General features: G+C 61.6%; 17 protein-coding genes and 1 riboswitch. Of the genes, 16 read left to right on the plus strand and 1 reads right to left on the minus strand.

From position 1 onward, the window contains the following. Positions 1-6 precede the first annotated feature (6 nt). Entirely contained in the window at positions 7-1,482 is a 1,476-nt protein-coding gene (locus tag PP263_RS05330) for a NarK family nitrate/nitrite MFS transporter (RefSeq protein ID WP_308367331.1), read from the minus strand. A gap of 322 nt (positions 1,483-1,804) precedes the next feature. Between PP263_RS05330 and PP263_RS05335 the strand changes: the two genes are divergently transcribed. The 16 genes from PP263_RS05335 (at position 1,805) to PP263_RS05410 (ending at position 16,382) form a co-directional block, all read left to right on the plus strand. Next, complete coding sequence (locus tag PP263_RS05335; RefSeq protein WP_308367332.1) at positions 1,805-3,091, plus strand: MFS transporter; 1,287 nt, start codon at positions 1,805-1,807, stop codon at positions 3,089-3,091. A gap of 145 nt (positions 3,092-3,236) precedes the next feature. Then, positions 3,237-4,442: an alginate export family protein gene (locus PP263_RS05340; RefSeq protein ID WP_308367333.1), complete on the plus strand. Its 1,206-nt coding sequence runs from the start codon at positions 3,237-3,239 to the stop codon at positions 4,440-4,442. 59 nt (positions 4,443-4,501) lie between these two features. Further along, a riboswitch (molybdenum cofactor riboswitch) is annotated at positions 4,502-4,641 on the plus strand. Position 4,642: 1 nt separating this feature from the next. Beyond that, positions 4,643-5,620 (plus strand): GTP 3',8-cyclase MoaA, encoded by a 978-nt coding sequence (gene moaA / locus PP263_RS05345; RefSeq protein ID WP_308367334.1) that lies wholly within the window; start codon positions 4,643-4,645, stop codon positions 5,618-5,620. A 3-nt stretch (positions 5,621-5,623) separates the two neighbouring features. After that, positions 5,624-5,794, plus strand: coding sequence for a hypothetical protein (locus PP263_RS05350; RefSeq protein WP_308367335.1), 171 nt, complete (start codon positions 5,624-5,626; stop codon positions 5,792-5,794). Next, positions 5,791-6,330, plus strand: coding sequence for a molybdenum cofactor biosynthesis protein B (gene moaB, locus PP263_RS05355; protein WP_308367336.1), 540 nt, complete (start codon positions 5,791-5,793; stop codon positions 6,328-6,330). The genes PP263_RS05350 and moaB overlap by 4 nt, the downstream gene beginning before the upstream one ends. Positions 6,331-6,334: 4 nt before the next feature. After that, the gene (gene moaC, locus PP263_RS05360; protein WP_308367337.1) at positions 6,335-6,847 is read left to right on the plus strand and encodes a cyclic pyranopterin monophosphate synthase MoaC; all 513 of its coding nucleotides are present in this window, start codon (positions 6,335-6,337) and stop codon (positions 6,845-6,847) included. After that, positions 6,847-7,092 carry a molybdopterin converting factor subunit 1 gene (moaD, locus tag PP263_RS05365; RefSeq protein ID WP_308367338.1) on the plus strand — a complete coding sequence of 82 codons (246 nt, stop codon included), beginning with the start codon at positions 6,847-6,849 and terminating at the stop codon, positions 7,090-7,092. Before moaC ends, moaD begins: the two co-directional genes overlap by 1 nt. Before the next feature lie 7 nt (positions 7,093-7,099). After that, entirely contained in the window at positions 7,100-7,558 is a 459-nt protein-coding gene (gene moaE, locus PP263_RS05370; protein ID WP_308367339.1) for a molybdopterin synthase catalytic subunit MoaE, read from the plus strand. Continuing rightward, positions 7,543-8,301, plus strand: a complete 759-nt coding sequence (modA, locus tag PP263_RS05375; RefSeq protein ID WP_308367340.1) for a molybdate ABC transporter substrate-binding protein — start codon at positions 7,543-7,545, stop codon at positions 8,299-8,301. Before moaE ends, modA begins: the two co-directional genes overlap by 16 nt. Next, complete coding sequence (gene modB, locus PP263_RS05380) at positions 8,282-9,010, plus strand: molybdate ABC transporter permease subunit (RefSeq protein ID WP_374693696.1); 729 nt, start codon at positions 8,282-8,284, stop codon at positions 9,008-9,010. Before modA ends, modB begins: the two co-directional genes overlap by 20 nt. Continuing rightward, positions 9,001-10,074 carry an ATP-binding cassette domain-containing protein gene (locus PP263_RS05385; RefSeq protein ID WP_308367342.1) on the plus strand — a complete coding sequence of 358 codons (1,074 nt, stop codon included), beginning with the start codon at positions 9,001-9,003 and terminating at the stop codon, positions 10,072-10,074. The genes modB and PP263_RS05385 overlap by 10 nt, the downstream gene beginning before the upstream one ends. A gap of 305 nt (positions 10,075-10,379) precedes the next feature. Continuing rightward, complete coding sequence (locus PP263_RS05390) at positions 10,380-10,910, plus strand: HupE/UreJ family protein (RefSeq protein WP_308367343.1); 531 nt, start codon at positions 10,380-10,382, stop codon at positions 10,908-10,910. 165 nt (positions 10,911-11,075) lie between these two features. Next, positions 11,076-13,814, plus strand: a complete 2,739-nt coding sequence (locus PP263_RS05395) for a cation-transporting P-type ATPase (RefSeq protein WP_308367344.1) — start codon at positions 11,076-11,078, stop codon at positions 13,812-13,814. Between the two features lie 161 nt (positions 13,815-13,975). Further along, positions 13,976-15,097, plus strand: coding sequence for a 4Fe-4S dicluster domain-containing protein (locus PP263_RS05400; protein WP_308367345.1), 1,122 nt, complete (start codon positions 13,976-13,978; stop codon positions 15,095-15,097). Then, positions 15,094-15,573, plus strand: coding sequence for a cyclic nucleotide-binding domain-containing protein (locus tag PP263_RS05405; protein WP_308367346.1), 480 nt, complete (start codon positions 15,094-15,096; stop codon positions 15,571-15,573). Before PP263_RS05400 ends, PP263_RS05405 begins: the two co-directional genes overlap by 4 nt. After that, positions 15,573-16,382 (plus strand): FAD/NAD(P)-binding protein, encoded by an 810-nt coding sequence (locus tag PP263_RS05410; RefSeq protein WP_308367347.1) that lies wholly within the window; start codon positions 15,573-15,575, stop codon positions 16,380-16,382. Before PP263_RS05405 ends, PP263_RS05410 begins: the two co-directional genes overlap by 1 nt. Positions 16,383-16,386 lie beyond the last annotated feature (4 nt).

Here is a 16,386-nt window from a genome sequence, read left to right on the forward strand (position 1 = left end):
GTCGGATCACTCCACGCTGATCAGCTGCACCGTGCCATCGGGCAGCACTTCCGCGATCTTGCCCCTGGGCTCCTCGATAAACGCACAGGCGAAAACGACCAGCGCGGCGGAGGCGGCGATGATCAGGAAGAAAGTGCTGTAGTCCACATAGGACAAGGCGGTGAGATAGGTGACTGCACCCACATTGCCGTAGGCACCAGCCATGCCCGCGATCTGTCCTGTCATACGGCGTTTGATCAGTGGCACTATCGCAAATACCGCACCTTCCCCAGCCTGCACGAAGAAGGAACAGGCCATAGTCGCGAGCACAGCCAGGGATATCCACCAGCCACTGTCGATCTGGCTCAGTACCAGATAGCCGACGGCCAGCCCGGAAATCAGGAACATCAGGCTGCGGCGCCGCCCCAGCTTATCGCTGAAGTGGCCGCCGGTGGGGCGGGAGACCAGGTTCATAAAAGCGAAACCGGAGGCCAGCAGGCCCGCCTCGACTGCGCTGACACCGGAGAATGTCTCAAGGAAAAACAAAGGCAGCATGGACACCACCGCGAGCTCGGAGCCGAAGGTGACGAAGTAGGCCAGGTCGAGAATGGCCACCTGCTTGAATTGGTATTTCTCCAGCTCCGGCACGCCCTGCTGCAAGTGTTCCCTGTTTACCAGCCAGATCTGCCGGGTCTGGAAGGCGAAGAGGACTGCCAGCAATATCCACAGAATATAGGTAGTGCTCCCGGACAGCAGGCCGACGCCGGCGGGAGACAGTTTGTATGCGAGGATGGCCAGGGCCAGGTACATGGGGACGTTCATCGCCAGATAGAAATAGAGGTCTCTTTTGCTGCTGACTTCCAGTCCGCCACTCTTCCGGGGTTTGAAATAGGTGGAACCCTTGGGGGTATCGCGCGCGATGCGATAGTAGAGAAGGCCGTACAGGCCGGCGACGACACCGGTTAGTCCCAGCGCATAGCGCCAGCCGTCTTCACCGCCGAACATCAGCGCCACCGCGGGCAGGGTCATGGCACCGGCAGCGGAACCGAAATTACCCCAGCCGCCGTAAATGCCCTCGGCGAGCCCCACCTGCCGGGCTGGGAACCACTCGCCTACCATGCGGATACCGATCACAAAGCCTGCGCCCACAAATCCAAGCAGGAAGCGGAACAGGGCCAGGGCCCGGTAACTGTCTGCGGTGGCGAAACCCAGGCAGATAACGGATGACGTTACCAGCAGCCCGCTGTACACCAGGCGCGGCCCGAACCTGTCCACCAGCATGCCGATCACGATGCGCGCCGGGATGGTCAGTGCCACGTTGAGGATCAGCAGCGCCTTTACCTGCTGGCTGCTGAGATCGAAAGCCTCCTTGATAAAGACCATCAGCGGCGCATGGCTGAACCACACGACGAACGTGAGGAAAAATGCAAACCAGGTGATATGCAGTGTCTTTATCTTTGGATCGTGCCAATTAAAAAAATTTAGCCCGCTGGATGTGGTCATGATAACTCCTTTGGCTTGTCTGCCCTTTAGCCGCCAATTGTTGACGCACAGTTTAAAAGCGGGCCCGCTCCCGAACAGCGGACAGGAGTGGTAGTTTTGCCGGAAAAAAGCCTGCAAAGTGCGGTCGCCTACCTCCGCCCGGTAGTCGCGGCGAACCGCGGGGCGGCGGTGATCCCGGTGACTCCACCGGCCGCCTACCTCGTTGGTGGTAGCTGGTCCGCACTGTGTACAGCGCCGGTGTTTTTGTGGGTAGTTGGGACGGAGCGGCACGGATCAGGGGCGAGGATTGCGTAGAATTCCAGATGTAAACCGGGGATTTATCATGCAATACACCGAACAGCTCGCCGGCCGGGCTCTTGTGTCCGCCACCGCCATGTTTGCGGCCAACTTTTCCGTCTGGACCCTGTACGCGGTGCTGGGGGTATCCATTCGCGACCAGTTAAATCTGTCCGCGACCGAATTCGGCGTGCTGCTGGCGGCCCCCATGCTGAGCGGCGCCCTGTTGCGGTTTCCCGTTGGGCTGCTGGCGGAGCGGTTTTCCGCAAAGAAAATAATCCTGGCGCAGGCGTTGTCGCTTCTACCTATTCTGCTGCTGCTTCCGCGCGTTCACAGTTACTCCGGACATTTACTGGCGGGTTTGTGGCTGGGTATTTCCGGTACCGCCTTTGTCTCGGGAATCCGGTATATCAGCCCCTGGTTCGACCGGCGCCGGCAGGGCACCGCCATGGGAATATTCGGTGCCGGCAATGCCGGCGCCGCCGTCACGCTGGCACTGGCACCGGCCATTGAAAACTGGCTGGGGAGGGAGATGGTGGGGCCAGTGTACGGCGCCGCCATGTTTATCGCGATCCTGCTGTTCGCGTACTGGGCGCCGGAGGAGATACCTTACATGCGCAGCCGGCGCCGCTCCGAACTGGAATTTCACCTGCGCCCCTTATCCGAAATCAGGGTGTGGCGCTTCGGGCTCTATTACTATTTTGTCTTCGGCAGTTTTCTCGCGCTGCTGCTCTGGCTGCCCCAGTACTACCTGGATGCCTACGGGGTTTCCACGCAAACGGCGATGGCCCTTACGCTGCTGTTTGTGGCGCTGTCCAGTACGGTGCGCGCTCTGGGAGGCTGGTTTGCCGATCGCTACGGTGCCCGCGCCGTCAACTGGAGTGTCTTCTGGACCTGCCTAGTGTGCCTCTTCTTTCTCAGTTATCCGCCCACCAGCATGACCATTCACGGCATCGAGCGGGACGTGCAGATCGAACTCGAAGTGGGCATCGAACTCTTCACGCTGTTGATCCTGGTGATCGGCATCGCTCAGGGATTCGGGCGCGCCTCTGTGTACAAGATCGTCTACGACAATTATCCCCGCTATATGGGCAGCGTCGGCGGCGCCGTGGCCACGATCGGCGCCCTGGGAGGCTTCAGTCTCCCGGTCATGTTTGGTATCGCCCAGGATATTGTGGGTATTCACAGCGCCGCCTTTATGCTGCTCTACGGCGTGCTCGCGGTGTGTATGCTGGCGATGTATCTGGCCCTGCAGCGGGAGCGCGCCTTGCAGCGTCTCGAATTTGCCAGGCAGCACAATTTTCTGCACCGGGAGGACACCCCTTTCGGGTAATGCCCTCCAGCCATTTGGTATTAGCTCTGTGCACCGGCAGGTGGCAGCTCCACCGCGATGGGAAGGATGGGGCAGGTTTTCATTGTTTTACCTGGCGCTGTAACTTGTCATGCAGAATTCCCAAACAGTTGCAGAGGACCAGAGAATGATTACACAGAAATTTCCCAGCCTTGTTTGTAGCGCATTGCTGTGCGCGAGCGGTGTGGCCTCTTCGCGTGCCAGCGCCGAAGACACCGCGCAGACGTTTTCCAGTGCCGTGCAAAACGGCGATCTGGCGATCAATCTGCGCTATCGCGCGGAAAACGTCGAGCGGGACAACCTGTCCAACGACGCCACCGCATCCACCCTGAGAACGCGCCTGAGTTGGCAGAGCGGAAATTACCGCGGATTCAGCGCGATGATCGAAGTGGACGACGTAAGCGCAATAGGGCAGGAGAATTACAACTCAACCACCAACGGGCGGACCGATTATCCGGTAGTCGCCGATCCGCTGGGAACAGAGGTGAACCAGGCCTATCTGCAGTACGGCAACGGGACTTTCAAGGCTACGGCGGGGCGTCAGCGCATAGTGCTGGACGACCAGCGTTTCGTCGGCGGTGTCGCCTGGCGCCAGAACGAGCAGACCTTCGACGGCTACCGGTTTCGCTACGGGCGCGACGGCGCGCTGCAGCTGGACTACAGCTATATCTACAACGTCAACCGAATTTTCGGCGAGGATAGCGAACAGGGAAACCTGGAAGGGGATATACAGATTTTCCGCACCGGTTATCCCCTGACGGAAAATCACAAACTGGTCTTCCTGGCTGTGGATCTCCAACTGGAGCACGCCGTCGATGCCTCCAGCCGCACCCTCGCGCTGCGTTATAGCGGTGCCTTCGGGCCGGTCAAGGCGCAGCTGGGCTACGCCCGCCAGACGGAGGCCGGGGACAGCGGCCTCGACTACAGCGCACCCTATTACCTCGCTGAACTGGATACGGATTTCGGACCGGTCAATGTTCGCCTCGGCTATGAAGAGCTGGGAGCGGACAACGGAGTGGGTTTCTCCACGCCGCTGGCCACCCTGCACAAATTCCAGGGCTTTGCCGACCAGTTCCTGTCCACTCCCGCGGACGGCATCGAGGACCTGTACCTGGGCGCCGCCGGCAAGCTGGCCGGCGGGATCCTGAGTACCACTTATCACCGGTTTTCCGCAGTGGAGACCTCCACCGACTGGGGCAGCGAGTGGGACCTCGGCTACAGCCGCAAATTGACCGAACAGTTATCGGCGACGGTCAAATACGCCAGCTACAGAGCCGATGCTTACAGTGTCGATACCGACAAGTTGTGGCTGATGCTCACGGCATCCTTCTGACAGACAAAGGGAGTACCACCTTTGCCCCCGTGCAACACAATCGCCCGCTGATACACTGCAAAGAGTTTAAACACCGAGCCCCCATGCCTAAGCGCCCTGCGTATGGTGCGGGGGCCGTGGCCGGCACTGCCGGCCACCAGGGCCGCCCGGGAAACCGGCCGGCCTCCCGAAACTGGAAAGGCGTTTAATAAAGGCGTTTAATGTTAACCGATGAATTTGGGCGCAGGTTTTTTTACCTGCGTCTGTCCGTGACCGATGTCTGCAATTTCCGCTGCAATTACTGCCTGCCGGATGGCTATCAGTGCACAGGAGCGCAAGCGCGGGAAAAAACCCTGAGTGTTGCCGAGGTCCGCACAGTGGTGCGCGCCTTCGCCTCCCTGGGCACGGAAAAAGTTCGCATCACCGGCGGTGAACCCTCCCTGCGCAGGGATCTGCCGGATCTTATTGCTGCAACCAGCGGCGCCGCCGGTATTCGCCGGGTTGCCATCACCTCCAACGGCTACAGGCTCGCCAACGAAATCGACCGCTGGCGCGACGCGGGTTTGGACCAGCTCAACGTCAGTGTCGACAGCCTGGACCCGCACCAGTTCGAGCGCATCACCGGACACCACAAGCTGGAAAAAGCGCTGCGCGGAATCGAGCGGGCCCTGGAGCTGGGCGTCGAGACCAAGGTCAACACGGTGCTGCTGCGGGAACACAACCTGGGCGAATATCACAAATTTCTCCAGTGGGTCCGGGCAACGCCGGTGACCCTGCGCTTTATCGAATTGATGCGCACCGGCGATAACCGCAGTTTTTTTGCCAGCAATCACGTCTCCGGCCGCGATATCGAAAAGCGGTTGCTGCGGGACGGCTGGGAACGGCTGGCCCGCCACCGCAGCGCCGGTCCGGCGCGGGAATACCGGCACCCGGACTACGCCGGCCGCATCGGACTGATCACCCCCTACAGCAAGGATTTTTGTGCGGACTGCAACCGCCTGCGCATGTCCGCACAGGGCGCGCTGCACCTGTGCCTGTTTGCGGAGCAGGGTATCGACCTGCGCGACGCCATCGCCGGCGGCGACCACCGGGCCCTGGCGGAAATGATCCGGGCAGCGGTGAGCGGCAAGGCCGCCGGCCATCATTTGGCGAGCGGCCGGACCGGGGCGACCCACAACCTGGCGATGCTGGGAGGCTGAACCGTGGACGAAAGCCCGGTGACAAGCTGCGGCGTGGTGCTGGCCGGCGGCGACAGTTTTCTCGAGCACGCGCTGGGCCTGATGCGCGGGCTTCCACTGCAATATCAATACACCGGCGCAGTACGCGCAGGAATTCACACATTCAGTTTTTTGATTCAGGCGAAACACTTATGACACACGTTTCAGAGGAATTTATTCCGCTCAATATCGCGGTATTGACGGTATCCGACACCCGCAGCGAAGAGACCGACACCTCCGGCCAGTACTTGGCAGAGGCACTGCAGGCGACGGGACACAAACTTGCGGACAGGAAGATAGTGCCGGACGATATCTACCGGATGCGCGCCGAGGTTTCCCGGTGGATAGCACAGGAAGATATTCACGCAGTGCTGGTAACCGGTGGCACCGGCTTTACCGCGCGGGATTCGACACCGGAGGCGTTGCAGCCGCTGTTCGACAAGACCGTGGACGGCTTCGGCGAGTTGTTCCGGAAAATTTCCTTTGCGGATATCGGCAGCGCCACAGTGCAGTCCCGCGCCCTGGCGGGGCTGGCGAATCGCACCCTGATCTGCTGTATGCCGGGCTCCACCGGCGCCTGCCGCACCGCCTGGGAAAAGATACTGCTGGAGCAGCTGGACGCGCGCCACCGGCCCTGCAATTTCATACCCCACATTCGCCCCGCGCAGCCGGTGTGCGCCACCAGGGGGTAAGCCGATGGGTAAATTGACTCACCTCAATTCCCGCGGCGAAGCAAATATGCTGGACGTGACGGACAAAGCCGTGACCGACCGCAGCGCCCGCGCCGAGAGCGCCGTCAGCATGAGCGCCGAAGCTTTTGCACTGCTGGTGGACGGCAGCCACCGCAAAGGCGACGTCCTGGCGGTAGCCCGCATCGCCGGCATTCAGGCGGCAAAAAAAACCGCGGAACTGATTCCTCTGTGTCACCCACTCGCACTCACAAAAGTGAAGGTGCAGTTTGAGCTTCTACCCAATGAGAACCGGGTGCGGGTGGAAAGCTACTGCCGCCTGGCGGGCAGAACCGGGGTGGAGATGGAGGCACTGACCGCGGCGGCGGTGGCGGCGCTCACCATCTACGACATGTGCAAGGCAGTTGACCCGGCCATGTGCATAGGTCCCACGCGCCTGCTTAAAAAAAGCGGCGGCAAGCGCGGGGAGTGGCGCCGCGAAGACGCGAACGAGGCGGGCTCAATAAGGAGAGATGAATAGTGATTCAGGTTCTGTTTTTCGCCCGCCTGCGGGCCGAGCTCGGCACCGCCGAACACCAGCTGGATGGATTTTCCGGCAGTGTGGAAGAGGTGCGCGCGCAATTGTGCAGCCTGTTTCCGGATTGGCGGGCTGCCCTTCAATCCGCCGATATTCAGGCGGCGGTCAACCGGGAGATAGCCGCGTCTTCAACACCGGTGCGCGACGGCGATGAAGTCGCTTTCTTCCCACCGGTAACCGGAGGCTAGGGGGCGAGTGGATTACATCGAAGTGTGCGGGGCACCCTTTGCGGTGCCAGTCGAGTACGCGGCGCTCAGGTCGGCGAATATCTCTGACGGTGCCTGCGCCGTGTTTGCGGGTTCGGTGCGCGACTACAACGCCGGCGCCGACGTCAGCGGGCTGACGCTGGAGCACTACCCGGGCATGACGGAAGAAAGCCTGCGGCGGATAGTGGCCGGTGCCCGCAGCCGCTGGCAACTGGGGCGGGTGCGGCTGTTGCACCGCACCGGCCCCCTGGCACTGGGGGAGAATATCCTGTTTGTGGGCGTCACCAGTCCCCATCGCCAGGCGGCATTCGCGGCCTGCCACTATATAGTCGACCGCCTCAAGACGGAGGCCCCTTTCTGGAAGCTGGAATCCGGAGAGGCGGGAGACCGCTGGGTGGCGGCGCGGCAAAGCGACAGGCGCGAGTTGGAAAAATGGCGTACCGGCTGACCGCGCTGCTGTTGATACTCTGCCTGCCGTTTCCCGCGCCCGCCGCGGAGTGCCGCCTGCGGGTCGCGGTCGCGGCGAGTTTTCGGCCGGCGCTGGAATCGCTGCTGCCGGAATTCCAACGCCGCCACGACTGCGGGGTGCAGCTGAGCAGCGGGAGTTCCGGAGTCCTCTACCAACAGCTTGTGCACGGTGCTCCCTACGATCTCTTTCTCTCCGCCGACCGGCTGCGTCCCGAACTGCTGGAGCGGCAGGGGCTGCTGGTGCCGGGCAGCCGCGCCAGTTATGCCCGCGGCCTGCTGGCGTTGTGGGCGCCGGGGGGCGCCGCGCCGTCCGCCGATACTTTGCGGCGCTGGCGGGGCAGGGTCGTAATCGCCGATCCCGAACTCGCGCCTTTTGGCGCGGCGGCACGGGAGGCATTGATGTACCTTGGGCTCTGGTCGCGGCTGCGCCCGCGCCTGGCGCGTGCCGCCAACGCGGGGCAGGCTTATCTATTGCTGGAATCCGGGCACGGCGGCATCGGCTTTGTCGCGGCCAGCCAGTTGCGCGCCGCCGGTCGCGGCGGGGATTACTGGCTGCTGCCGGAGAACTGGTATCCGCCCATCGAACACCAGCTGGCAATTCCGGCTTCCAGCCGCCGCCGGGCCATGGCCGAGGCGCTTTCCTCTTATTTGCGCAGCCCGCCGGTCCAGCGCAGGCTGATGCAACTGGGCTACGGACGGGGAATTGACCGTGGATCCCAGTGACCTCGAGGCAGTGGCGTTGACCTTGCGCCTGGCCGCCATCACCACTGTGCTGTTGCTGCTGCTGGGGGTACCGCTGGCCTGGTGGTTGAGCCGGTGGCGCAGTCGCTGGCGGCACCTGCTGGAGGTGCTGGTCACCCTGCCGCTGGTGCTGCCGCCCACGGTGCTGGGTTTTTACCTGCTGCTGCTCTTCTCCCCGAATTTCCCCGCTGGCCGGTTGCTGGTCAAGGTAGTGGGCGGGCCACTGGTATTTTCCTTTTCCGGTCTGGTGGTGGCCTCGGTGATTTATTCGCTGCCGTTTATGGTGCAGCCGCTGCTGGGCGCTTTCTCCCAGAGTGGGCAGCGGTTGTCCCACGCCGCGGCCACATTGGGAGTGCCGCCGGCCGCGGCGTTGCTTCACGTGGTGCTGCCCGCCTGCCGCCCGGCGGTGATCAGTGCCTGCGCGCTGACCTTCGCCCACACCCTCGGGGAATTCGGCGTGGTGCTGATGATCGGCGGTTCCATTCCGGGGGAAACCCAACTGGTCTCCATCGCCCTCTACCAACATGTGGAGGCACTGGAGTACGGCGCCGCGCACCGCCTGGCACTGCTGCTGTTCGGGCTGTCTACCACGCTGTTGCTTGCCGCGCGCTGGCTGGCTTCGGCGCGCGGCGGTGCGGCTGCCGGGCGCAGTGCCGGCGAAGCCGCGGTGCAGGGGCCGATATGGAAATAAGTGGGGAAGGGTTGCGCGCGCGGAAGCTGGTCACCCCGCTGAACCCGGGGGCTCCCTGGGACCTGGACCTGCCCGCGCGAGGCATCGTGGGGCTCAGCGGTCCATCCGGCGCGGGCAAGAGTACTCTGCTGCAGGCTCTGGCGGGCCTTCGCGGGTGTAGCGGCGAAATCCACTGGAGCGGCATTTGCTGGCAATCCGGAAACCGGGGGCTGGCGGCTCACCGGCGTGACGCCTGTGTGGGTTTCCAGGACAGCCGCCTGTTTGCAGGAACCAGTGTGGCGGAAAACCTGGCGCTGGTGCACCGCCACAGCCGCAGACCGCTGCCGCCGGCGGAGCGGCAGCGGCTGCTGGCCGGATTCGGCGCGACGGATCTGCTCCACAAGACGGTGGAGAGCCTGTCCGGAGGAGAGGCACAGCGGGTCGCGCTGCTGCGCCAGCTGTTCAGCAATCCGGCGCTCCAGCTGTGCGACGAGGCGCTGTCGGCGGTGGACCGGCCCCTGCGCTTGCGGTTGCTGCCGCAGTTGTGGGATTTCTGGCAGCGGCACCCGGCGCTGGTTGTCTGGGCCAGCCACAGTGTCGAGGAAATCCAGCTGCTCGCCGACAGCTGCCTGTGGATGGAGTGCGGCCGCCTGCGCGGCCCGCTGCCTACCCCCCAGGTGGCAGCGCGGCTGGCCGGCGGGAAAATGCCGGAGTACAGCCGCATCGACGCGCTGGTGACAGAGCAGCGCGCGGGGCTGCTGCGCCTGTCGCTGGAGGGCCACAGCCTCTACGCCGACCGGGTGGCGAATAATTACCGGGTGGCGCAGGCAGTGCATTTCCTGCTGGCGGCCGGGGACATCAGCCTGTCTGTGGTGCACCCGGGGCTGTCCAGTGCGCTCAACTGCTTGCCGGTACGTCTCGAAAGCCTGGAGACAGTCGACGATGGTCGGATACGCCTGCTGCTGTCGACGGGAAATGCACGCTTCTGTGCGGATATCTCCGGCTTTTCCTGTGAGCGGCTGGCGCTCCAAGCCGGAGAGAGCTATTTCGCGCAGTTTAAAGCCTGTGCGCCCTTGGGGCTCTGAATCGGCAAGCTCCTGCGCGAGGCAGCTGTGCCGTATTGTAAGATCACTTCCCGGCAGCACCTGCCTCCATATTCTGAAATGGTTGGCTCATGGGCGGCTCCCTTACCGATATCTGCGCGCAGTTGAAAAACGGCGCCACGCTGAGGAAATTAACGGCGCCGGTGGTGATTCGTTTGCGAGGCACTCATTGGGTATTGAGTGCTAAGTTTGTGGACAGATGCAATACACGGTGAGAGATTACAATGAACTCAGTTAAGGGTAATCTATCTGTACCGGCCTGTTTGCCGGGAATATTATTACCAGCGGTGGCCGTTGCACACGGCGGCGCGGACGGGCACAGCGGGTTTGTCGCCGGCTTTTTACATCCTTTAGGCGGTGCGGATCACCTGCTCGCCATGCTCGCGGCGGGGTTCTGGGCAGTTCAATTGGGCGGCCGGGCAATCTGGCTGCTGCCGTCGGTATTCGTTGCAGCCATGTCGTTGGGTGGCATGGCCGGGCTGGCGGGCATGGATCTTCCTCTAATGGAAGTGGCGATTTTCTTTTCTGCGCCGGTTTTCGGTGCCATGATCGCGCTCGGCTACCGGCTGTCACTGTCTGTCGCTATTTCGCTGGTGGGATTCTTTGCGCTGTTCCACGGCTGGGCCCACGGCGCGGAAATACCACAGGCAGCGGATGCTGCAGGCTACGATTTCGGTTTTGTACTGGCCACACTGGCGCTAAACGCCTGCGGCCTCCTGCTGGGTCTGCTGGTGCGTGGCACCCGGTGTTTGTATGCGCAGCGCTATGCCGGTGGGGCTATCATCTGTGTCGCATTTCTGTTCTCGGCGGTTCACTAGCGAAGAAGGCTGCGTCGCGGTGGAAGGCTCTCGGATTAGTCAAAGCAACTCCCGCGTGCCGCCTTCACATTCGCTGACAGGGTATTTCGATCCGGTTGGTGGAGGTAGGCCAACAACACCAAGTTTTGTCCGTGCACTTCGTCGGCCGCTCGGTCCGAGGTTCAGATGAGGCATGATCACAATTGGCACGCGTTGTCGCAGGGGCAGGTGCTCTCTGAAATGGAGACGACACCAGAGGGGCTCAGCGAGGACGAAGCGCTGGCGCGGCTCGACACCCACGGCCCCAACCGATTGCCGGCGCCCCCCAGGCGCGGGATGCTGTTGCGCTTTGTGGTGCATTTCAACAATATTCTGATCTACGTGCTGCTGGGTGCAGCGCTTATCACCAGCCTGCTCGGTCACTGGGTGGATACCGCCGTGATCCTCGCAGTGGTCCTCGTCAATGCCGTTATCGGTTTCGCCCAGGAAGGCAAGGCGGAAAAGGCGATGGATGCCATCCGACTTATGCTGGCGCCGCGGGCGGCGGTGCTGCGCGGCAACCAGAGGCATACCGTTGAAGGGGAAAAGCTCGTGCCCGGCGATATCGTGTTGCTCGAGGCGGGCGACAAGGTGCCCGCCGATCTTCGCCTCCTGAAGACTTACGGTTTACAGGTTCAGGAAGCGATCCTGACGGGTGAATCCGTTGCCGTGGAAAAGCAGACCGATCCGGTCAACGCTGACGCCCCCCTGGGAGACCGCTCCTGTCTGGCCTATAGCGGTACGACTATTACCAGCGGCCAGGGTGTGGGTGTCGTGGTAGCCACCGGTGCGGCGACGGAAATCGGGCGCATTAGCGGCCTGCTCGCCGGGGTCGAGACCTTGACCACTCCTCTGGTGGAGCAGATGGGAACTTTCGCCAAGTGGCTCGCCCTTTTTATTCTGGCGATTGCCGCGCTGATTTTTGCCTTTGGGCTGTTTGTACAGCATCACGAATTTTCCGAGCTGTTTATGGCGGTAGTGGGCCTGTCGGTGGCCGCCATACCGGAGGGCCTGCCGGCGGTGCTGACCATCACGTTGGCGGTCGGAGTGCAGGCCATGGCGCGGCGCAACGCCATTGTCCGCCGCCTGCCAGCCATCGAAACCCTGGGATCGGTGTCGGTAATCTGCACGGACAAGACCGGGACCCTCACGCGCAACGAGATGAGCGTCGCTTCGGTGGTCATGCAGGGTCACCGATATACCATTGAGGGCGAGGGGTATGAACCGCTGGGCAATATAAAGCTGGAAGGCAGCCCGGTTTCCCTTCCCGACCACCAGCCTTTGACCGAGCTGGCCCGCGTTGCAGCGCTGTGTAACGACGCCGAACTCAAAAAGCGTGAAGACACCTGGACCGTCGAAGGCGACCCCATGGAAGGGGCCCTGCTGGCATTGGCCGCAAAGGCCGGGATGGACGGAGGCGAAACGCGCAATCAGTGGACGCGTACCGATATCATTCCCTTCGATTCCAGGCACAAATTCATGGCCACCCTGAACCACAACCATGAAAATCATGCGCTTATCGCAGTCAAAGGTGCGCCGGAACAAATTCTGTCGATGTGCAAAGAGCACCGTACCGAAGAAGGCGGTACCGCCCCCCTGGAGGAAACCTATTGGCGGGAGCAGGCCGACAATATTGCGGCGCAGGGCCAGCGCGTGCTGGCCCTGGCCACCAAACCGGTTGTGCCCCAACATACCGTGCTGGAGCAATCCGATGTGGAGGGTACGCTGATCTTTCTCGGCCTGGTCGGGCTGATCGATCCGCCCCGGCAGGAGGCGATCGCCGCGGTGGCGGAATGTCACGGGGCTGGCATCCGGGTAAAGATGATTACCGGTGATCATATGTCGACCGCCAAAGCCATCGGGCTGCAGATAGGCCTGCAAAGGCCTGAGAAGGCGCTGACCGGAGCAGACATCGATAACCTCGATAACACGGCATTGGGAATGGAGGTACTGGACGTCGACATCTTTGCCCGTACCAGCCCGGAGCACAAGCTGCGTTTGGTGACAGCCCTGCAGGCACACGGTATCACCGTGGCGATGACCGGCGACGGCGTTAACGACGCCCCCGCTCTCAAACGCGCCGATGTCGGTATCGCAATGGGCCGGAAAGGCAGTGAAGCTGCCAAGGAAGCTTCCGAGCTGGTACTGGCGGATGACAACTTCGCCTCTATTGCCGTCGCTGTACGCGAAGGTCGCACAGTTTACGACAATATCAAAAAGGTGATCAGCTGGACGCTGCCGACCAACGCGGGGGAAGCCTCGACCATCATCGTGGCGTTGATGCTCGGTATGGTCCTGCCGATTACGCCAATCCAGATTTTATGGGTGAACCTGATTACCGCAATCACTCTCGGTATCGCGCTCGCTTTCGAGCCCACCGAGGAGAATACCATGCACCGGCCACCTCGCCAGCGTGGTCAGTCGCTGTTGACAAGCGTGCTGGTGTGGCATATCGCGCTGGTGGGCATCCTGTTCCTTTGCGGTGTTTTCGGGATTTATACCTATGCGATTGACCAGCGGTATTCCCTGGAGTTGGCCCGCACCATGGCGATGAATACGCTGGTGGTGATGGAGATATTTCATCTTTTCTTTATCCGCAATATGTACGGAACATCGTTGACATGGAAGGCAGTGCGCGGCACCAGGGTTGTATGGATGGCGGTGATCGTGGTCACCGCCGGGCAGTTCGCCATTACCTACCTTCCTCCCCTGCAAAAAATCTTCGTCACAGAAGCCGTGCCCATTCTGGATGGAGTGATTATCGTCGGTATAGGCGCGGCTCTGTTTACCATCATCGAGATAGAGAAACAAATCCGGATACGTCTTTCCCGGCCTGTGGGTGCCAGCGATTCCCCCCAGAGAAGGGGCTTTGAAACGCAGCGTTAGTGCTTCGCGGTGTTGTTCGTCGGACATTGTCACCTATCTCCTCTCAAGTCGGGCCAGCAGATTCTACAATCTTGCATCAATAAGAGATCTGTGTAGTTGTTACCGGCCAACCAGACAGATGTATTTATGCGCAGGATTGATCCGGGTAGAGCGCCCCAACAATGCAAGAATCCGTACTGCAGGCAGAGAACCTCGATTTATTGCTCCAGGCGATTCGCGCGGAAGGCTACCAGCTGTTGGGACCGGTGCTTCGCGACAGGGCCATTGTCTACGATGAAATAGAGACTGCCGCCGACCTGCCCAGGGGCTGGACCGACGAACAGGAAAAGGGGTACTACCGGGTTGTGCGACGCGACGACGGCGCCTATTTCGGCTACGCGGCCGGCCCCCACTCGTGGAAGAAATTCCTGCAGCTGCCGCGGCGCCAGGTGTGGCGGGCACAAAAAAAAGCCGCCGGGATTCAGGTCACCGAAATTGTCGACGAGGCGCCGTCGATGGCGTTTCTGGGTGTGCGCAGCTGTGAGCTACACGCCATCGCCACCCAGGACCGGGTGTTTGTCGACGATCGATACCGCAACGACAGCTACGCCCAGAGGCGCGGAAGTCTTTTTATCGTGGCGATCAACTGTACCTCCACTGCGGCAACCTGTTTCTGCACCTCGATGAATACCGGGCCGGAGGTGACGCTGCCAAACGACCTGAAAATGACCGAGGTGATCGGCGGCGGAGAGCACTTTTTCCTGATTAGCAGCGGCTCGGAAAAAGGTGAGAAGATATTGCGACAGCTGCCACTAGAAGCGTCCGATAAACGTCACCGCAAGGCCGGGGACGATGCAATACAGCAGGCGGTCCAGCAGATGCGGGAAGGGCCGCGCAATTTCGACAGTTCGGACCTGAAGGAACTGCTGTACCGCAACTACGAGAGCCCCTCCTGGGATCAGGTCGCAGAGCGCTGCCTGTCCTGCGCCAACTGCACTATGGCTTGTCCCACCTGTTTCTGTTCCACGGTGGAGGACACCACCGATCTCAGCGGTGAACACGCACAGCGTTGGGAGCGCTGGGATTCCTGCTTTACGGCTGACTTCAGTTATATCACCGGCGGCCCGGTGCGGCCGGATACCCGCTCCCGTTACCGCCAGTGGATGACCCACAAACTGGCCACATGGTACGACCAGTTCGGTACCTCAGGTTGTGTCGGCTGCGGGCGCTGCATTGCCTGGTGTCCGGTTGGCATCGACATCACCGAGGAGGTGCAGCGTATCCAGGAGGCAGAAAAGCCGTGAAGAAAATCGTGGACCTGTTGCGCGAGCACCCGTTCTTTGACGGTATGGAAGAGGAGTACCTCGAATTTATCGGTGGTTGTGGCGAGATTATCGGATACAGTGCCGGCGATACAATCGCGGAAGAACACGCCCCGGCAGATCATTTTTTCCTGATTCGCCGGGGTAGGGTCGCTATCGAGACCTACGTGCCCGGACACGGGAGGGTGTGCCTGCAGACCCTGCAGGATGGCGATATTTTTGGCTGGTCCTGGTTGTTCCCTCCCCATCAGTGGACTTTCGATGCGCGCGCTCTGGATGAGGTCCGCGCGATTCGCCTGGGCGGCAAATGCCTACGTGAAAAATGCAATCGGGACACCGAGCTCGGCTACGATCTGATGAGGCGCTTCGCGCGCATTATGACCGAGCGGCTGCAGGCTACCCGGATGCAGATGCTGGATATCTACGGCCACCCTCTGCGGCCGGCGGGAGGGCGGTAGTGGTTCCCGAAGTGTTCCGCATCGAGCGTAGAACGGAGGAATTCCCCGGCACTTTCACCTTGCATCTTTCGCCGATCGGGCCGGGCAGGGTGGCGGGATTCCAGCCGGGGCAGTTCAGTATGCTCTACGCTTTCGGAGCCGGCGAGGTGCCGATTTCCATCAGTGGTCCTTCCGACCAGGGCAGCGGCTATGCGTATACCATCAGGACCCACGGAATGGTTACCCACGCATTGGAAAACCTTCCCGAGGGCGGGCAGTTGGGTGTGCGGGGCCCCTTCGGCACCGACTGGCCGATAACTTCTCTCGCCGGAAGGGAGATTCTGCTGATCGCCGGTGGCCTGGGGCTGGCCCCGTTGCGCCCGGTTATTTACACCCTGCTGTCGCAGGCGGGAAGCGGTGCGGCAGTGCGCCTCTTCTACGGAGCCAGAAGCCCTCGGGAAATGCTCTATCGGGACGAACTGGTTGAGTGGTCGCAAAGCATGAATGTGCAGGTAACGGTCGACCAAGCGGAGCAGGACTGGACAGGACGTATCGGCGCGGTCACCGATCCGCTGGCGGCGGCGTCCTTCGACGCCGGGAAATCTCTCGCGTTTCTCTGCGGTCCGGAAGTCATGATGCGCTTCTGTATCCGGGTATTGTTGGAAAAAGGCATGCCGCCATCGGCTATTTACCTTTCCATGGAGCGCAATATGAAATGCGCTACCGGCCACTGCGGCCACTGTCAGTGGGGCCCAAATTTTATCTGCAAGGATGGCCCTGTCTTTCGTTACGAGGATATCCGGCAATGGTTTCATATTCGCGCGCTGTGAGATT

Source organism: Microbulbifer sp. TB1203, from assembly GCF_030997045.1.
GTDB lineage: Bacteria > Pseudomonadota > Gammaproteobacteria > Pseudomonadales > Cellvibrionaceae > Microbulbifer.

What these genes read in the sequence shown, in the direction of transcription:
- PP263_RS05330 (WP_308367331.1), bottom strand. Translation starts at nt 1,482, where the DNA reads ATGACCACATCCAGCGGGCTAAATTTTTTTAATTGGCACGATCCAAAG.
- PP263_RS05335 (WP_308367332.1), top strand. Translation starts at nt 1,805, where the DNA reads ATGCAATACACCGAACAGCTCGCCGGCCGGGCTCTTGTGTCCGCCACC.
- PP263_RS05340 (WP_308367333.1), top strand. Translation starts at nt 3,237, where the DNA reads ATGATTACACAGAAATTTCCCAGCCTTGTTTGTAGCGCATTGCTGTGC.
- moaA (WP_308367334.1), top strand. Translation starts at nt 4,643, where the DNA reads ATGTTAACCGATGAATTTGGGCGCAGGTTTTTTTACCTGCGTCTGTCC.
- moaB (WP_308367336.1), top strand. Translation starts at nt 5,791, where the DNA reads ATGACACACGTTTCAGAGGAATTTATTCCGCTCAATATCGCGGTATTG.
- moaC (WP_308367337.1), top strand. Translation starts at nt 6,335, where the DNA reads ATGGGTAAATTGACTCACCTCAATTCCCGCGGCGAAGCAAATATGCTG.
- modA (WP_308367340.1), top strand. Translation starts at nt 7,543, where the DNA reads ATGGCGTACCGGCTGACCGCGCTGCTGTTGATACTCTGCCTGCCGTTT.
- PP263_RS05385 (WP_308367342.1), top strand. Translation starts at nt 9,001, where the DNA reads ATGGAAATAAGTGGGGAAGGGTTGCGCGCGCGGAAGCTGGTCACCCCG.
- PP263_RS05395 (WP_308367344.1), top strand. Translation starts at nt 11,076, where the DNA reads ATGAGGCATGATCACAATTGGCACGCGTTGTCGCAGGGGCAGGTGCTC.
- PP263_RS05400 (WP_308367345.1), top strand. Translation starts at nt 13,976, where the DNA reads ATGCAAGAATCCGTACTGCAGGCAGAGAACCTCGATTTATTGCTCCAG.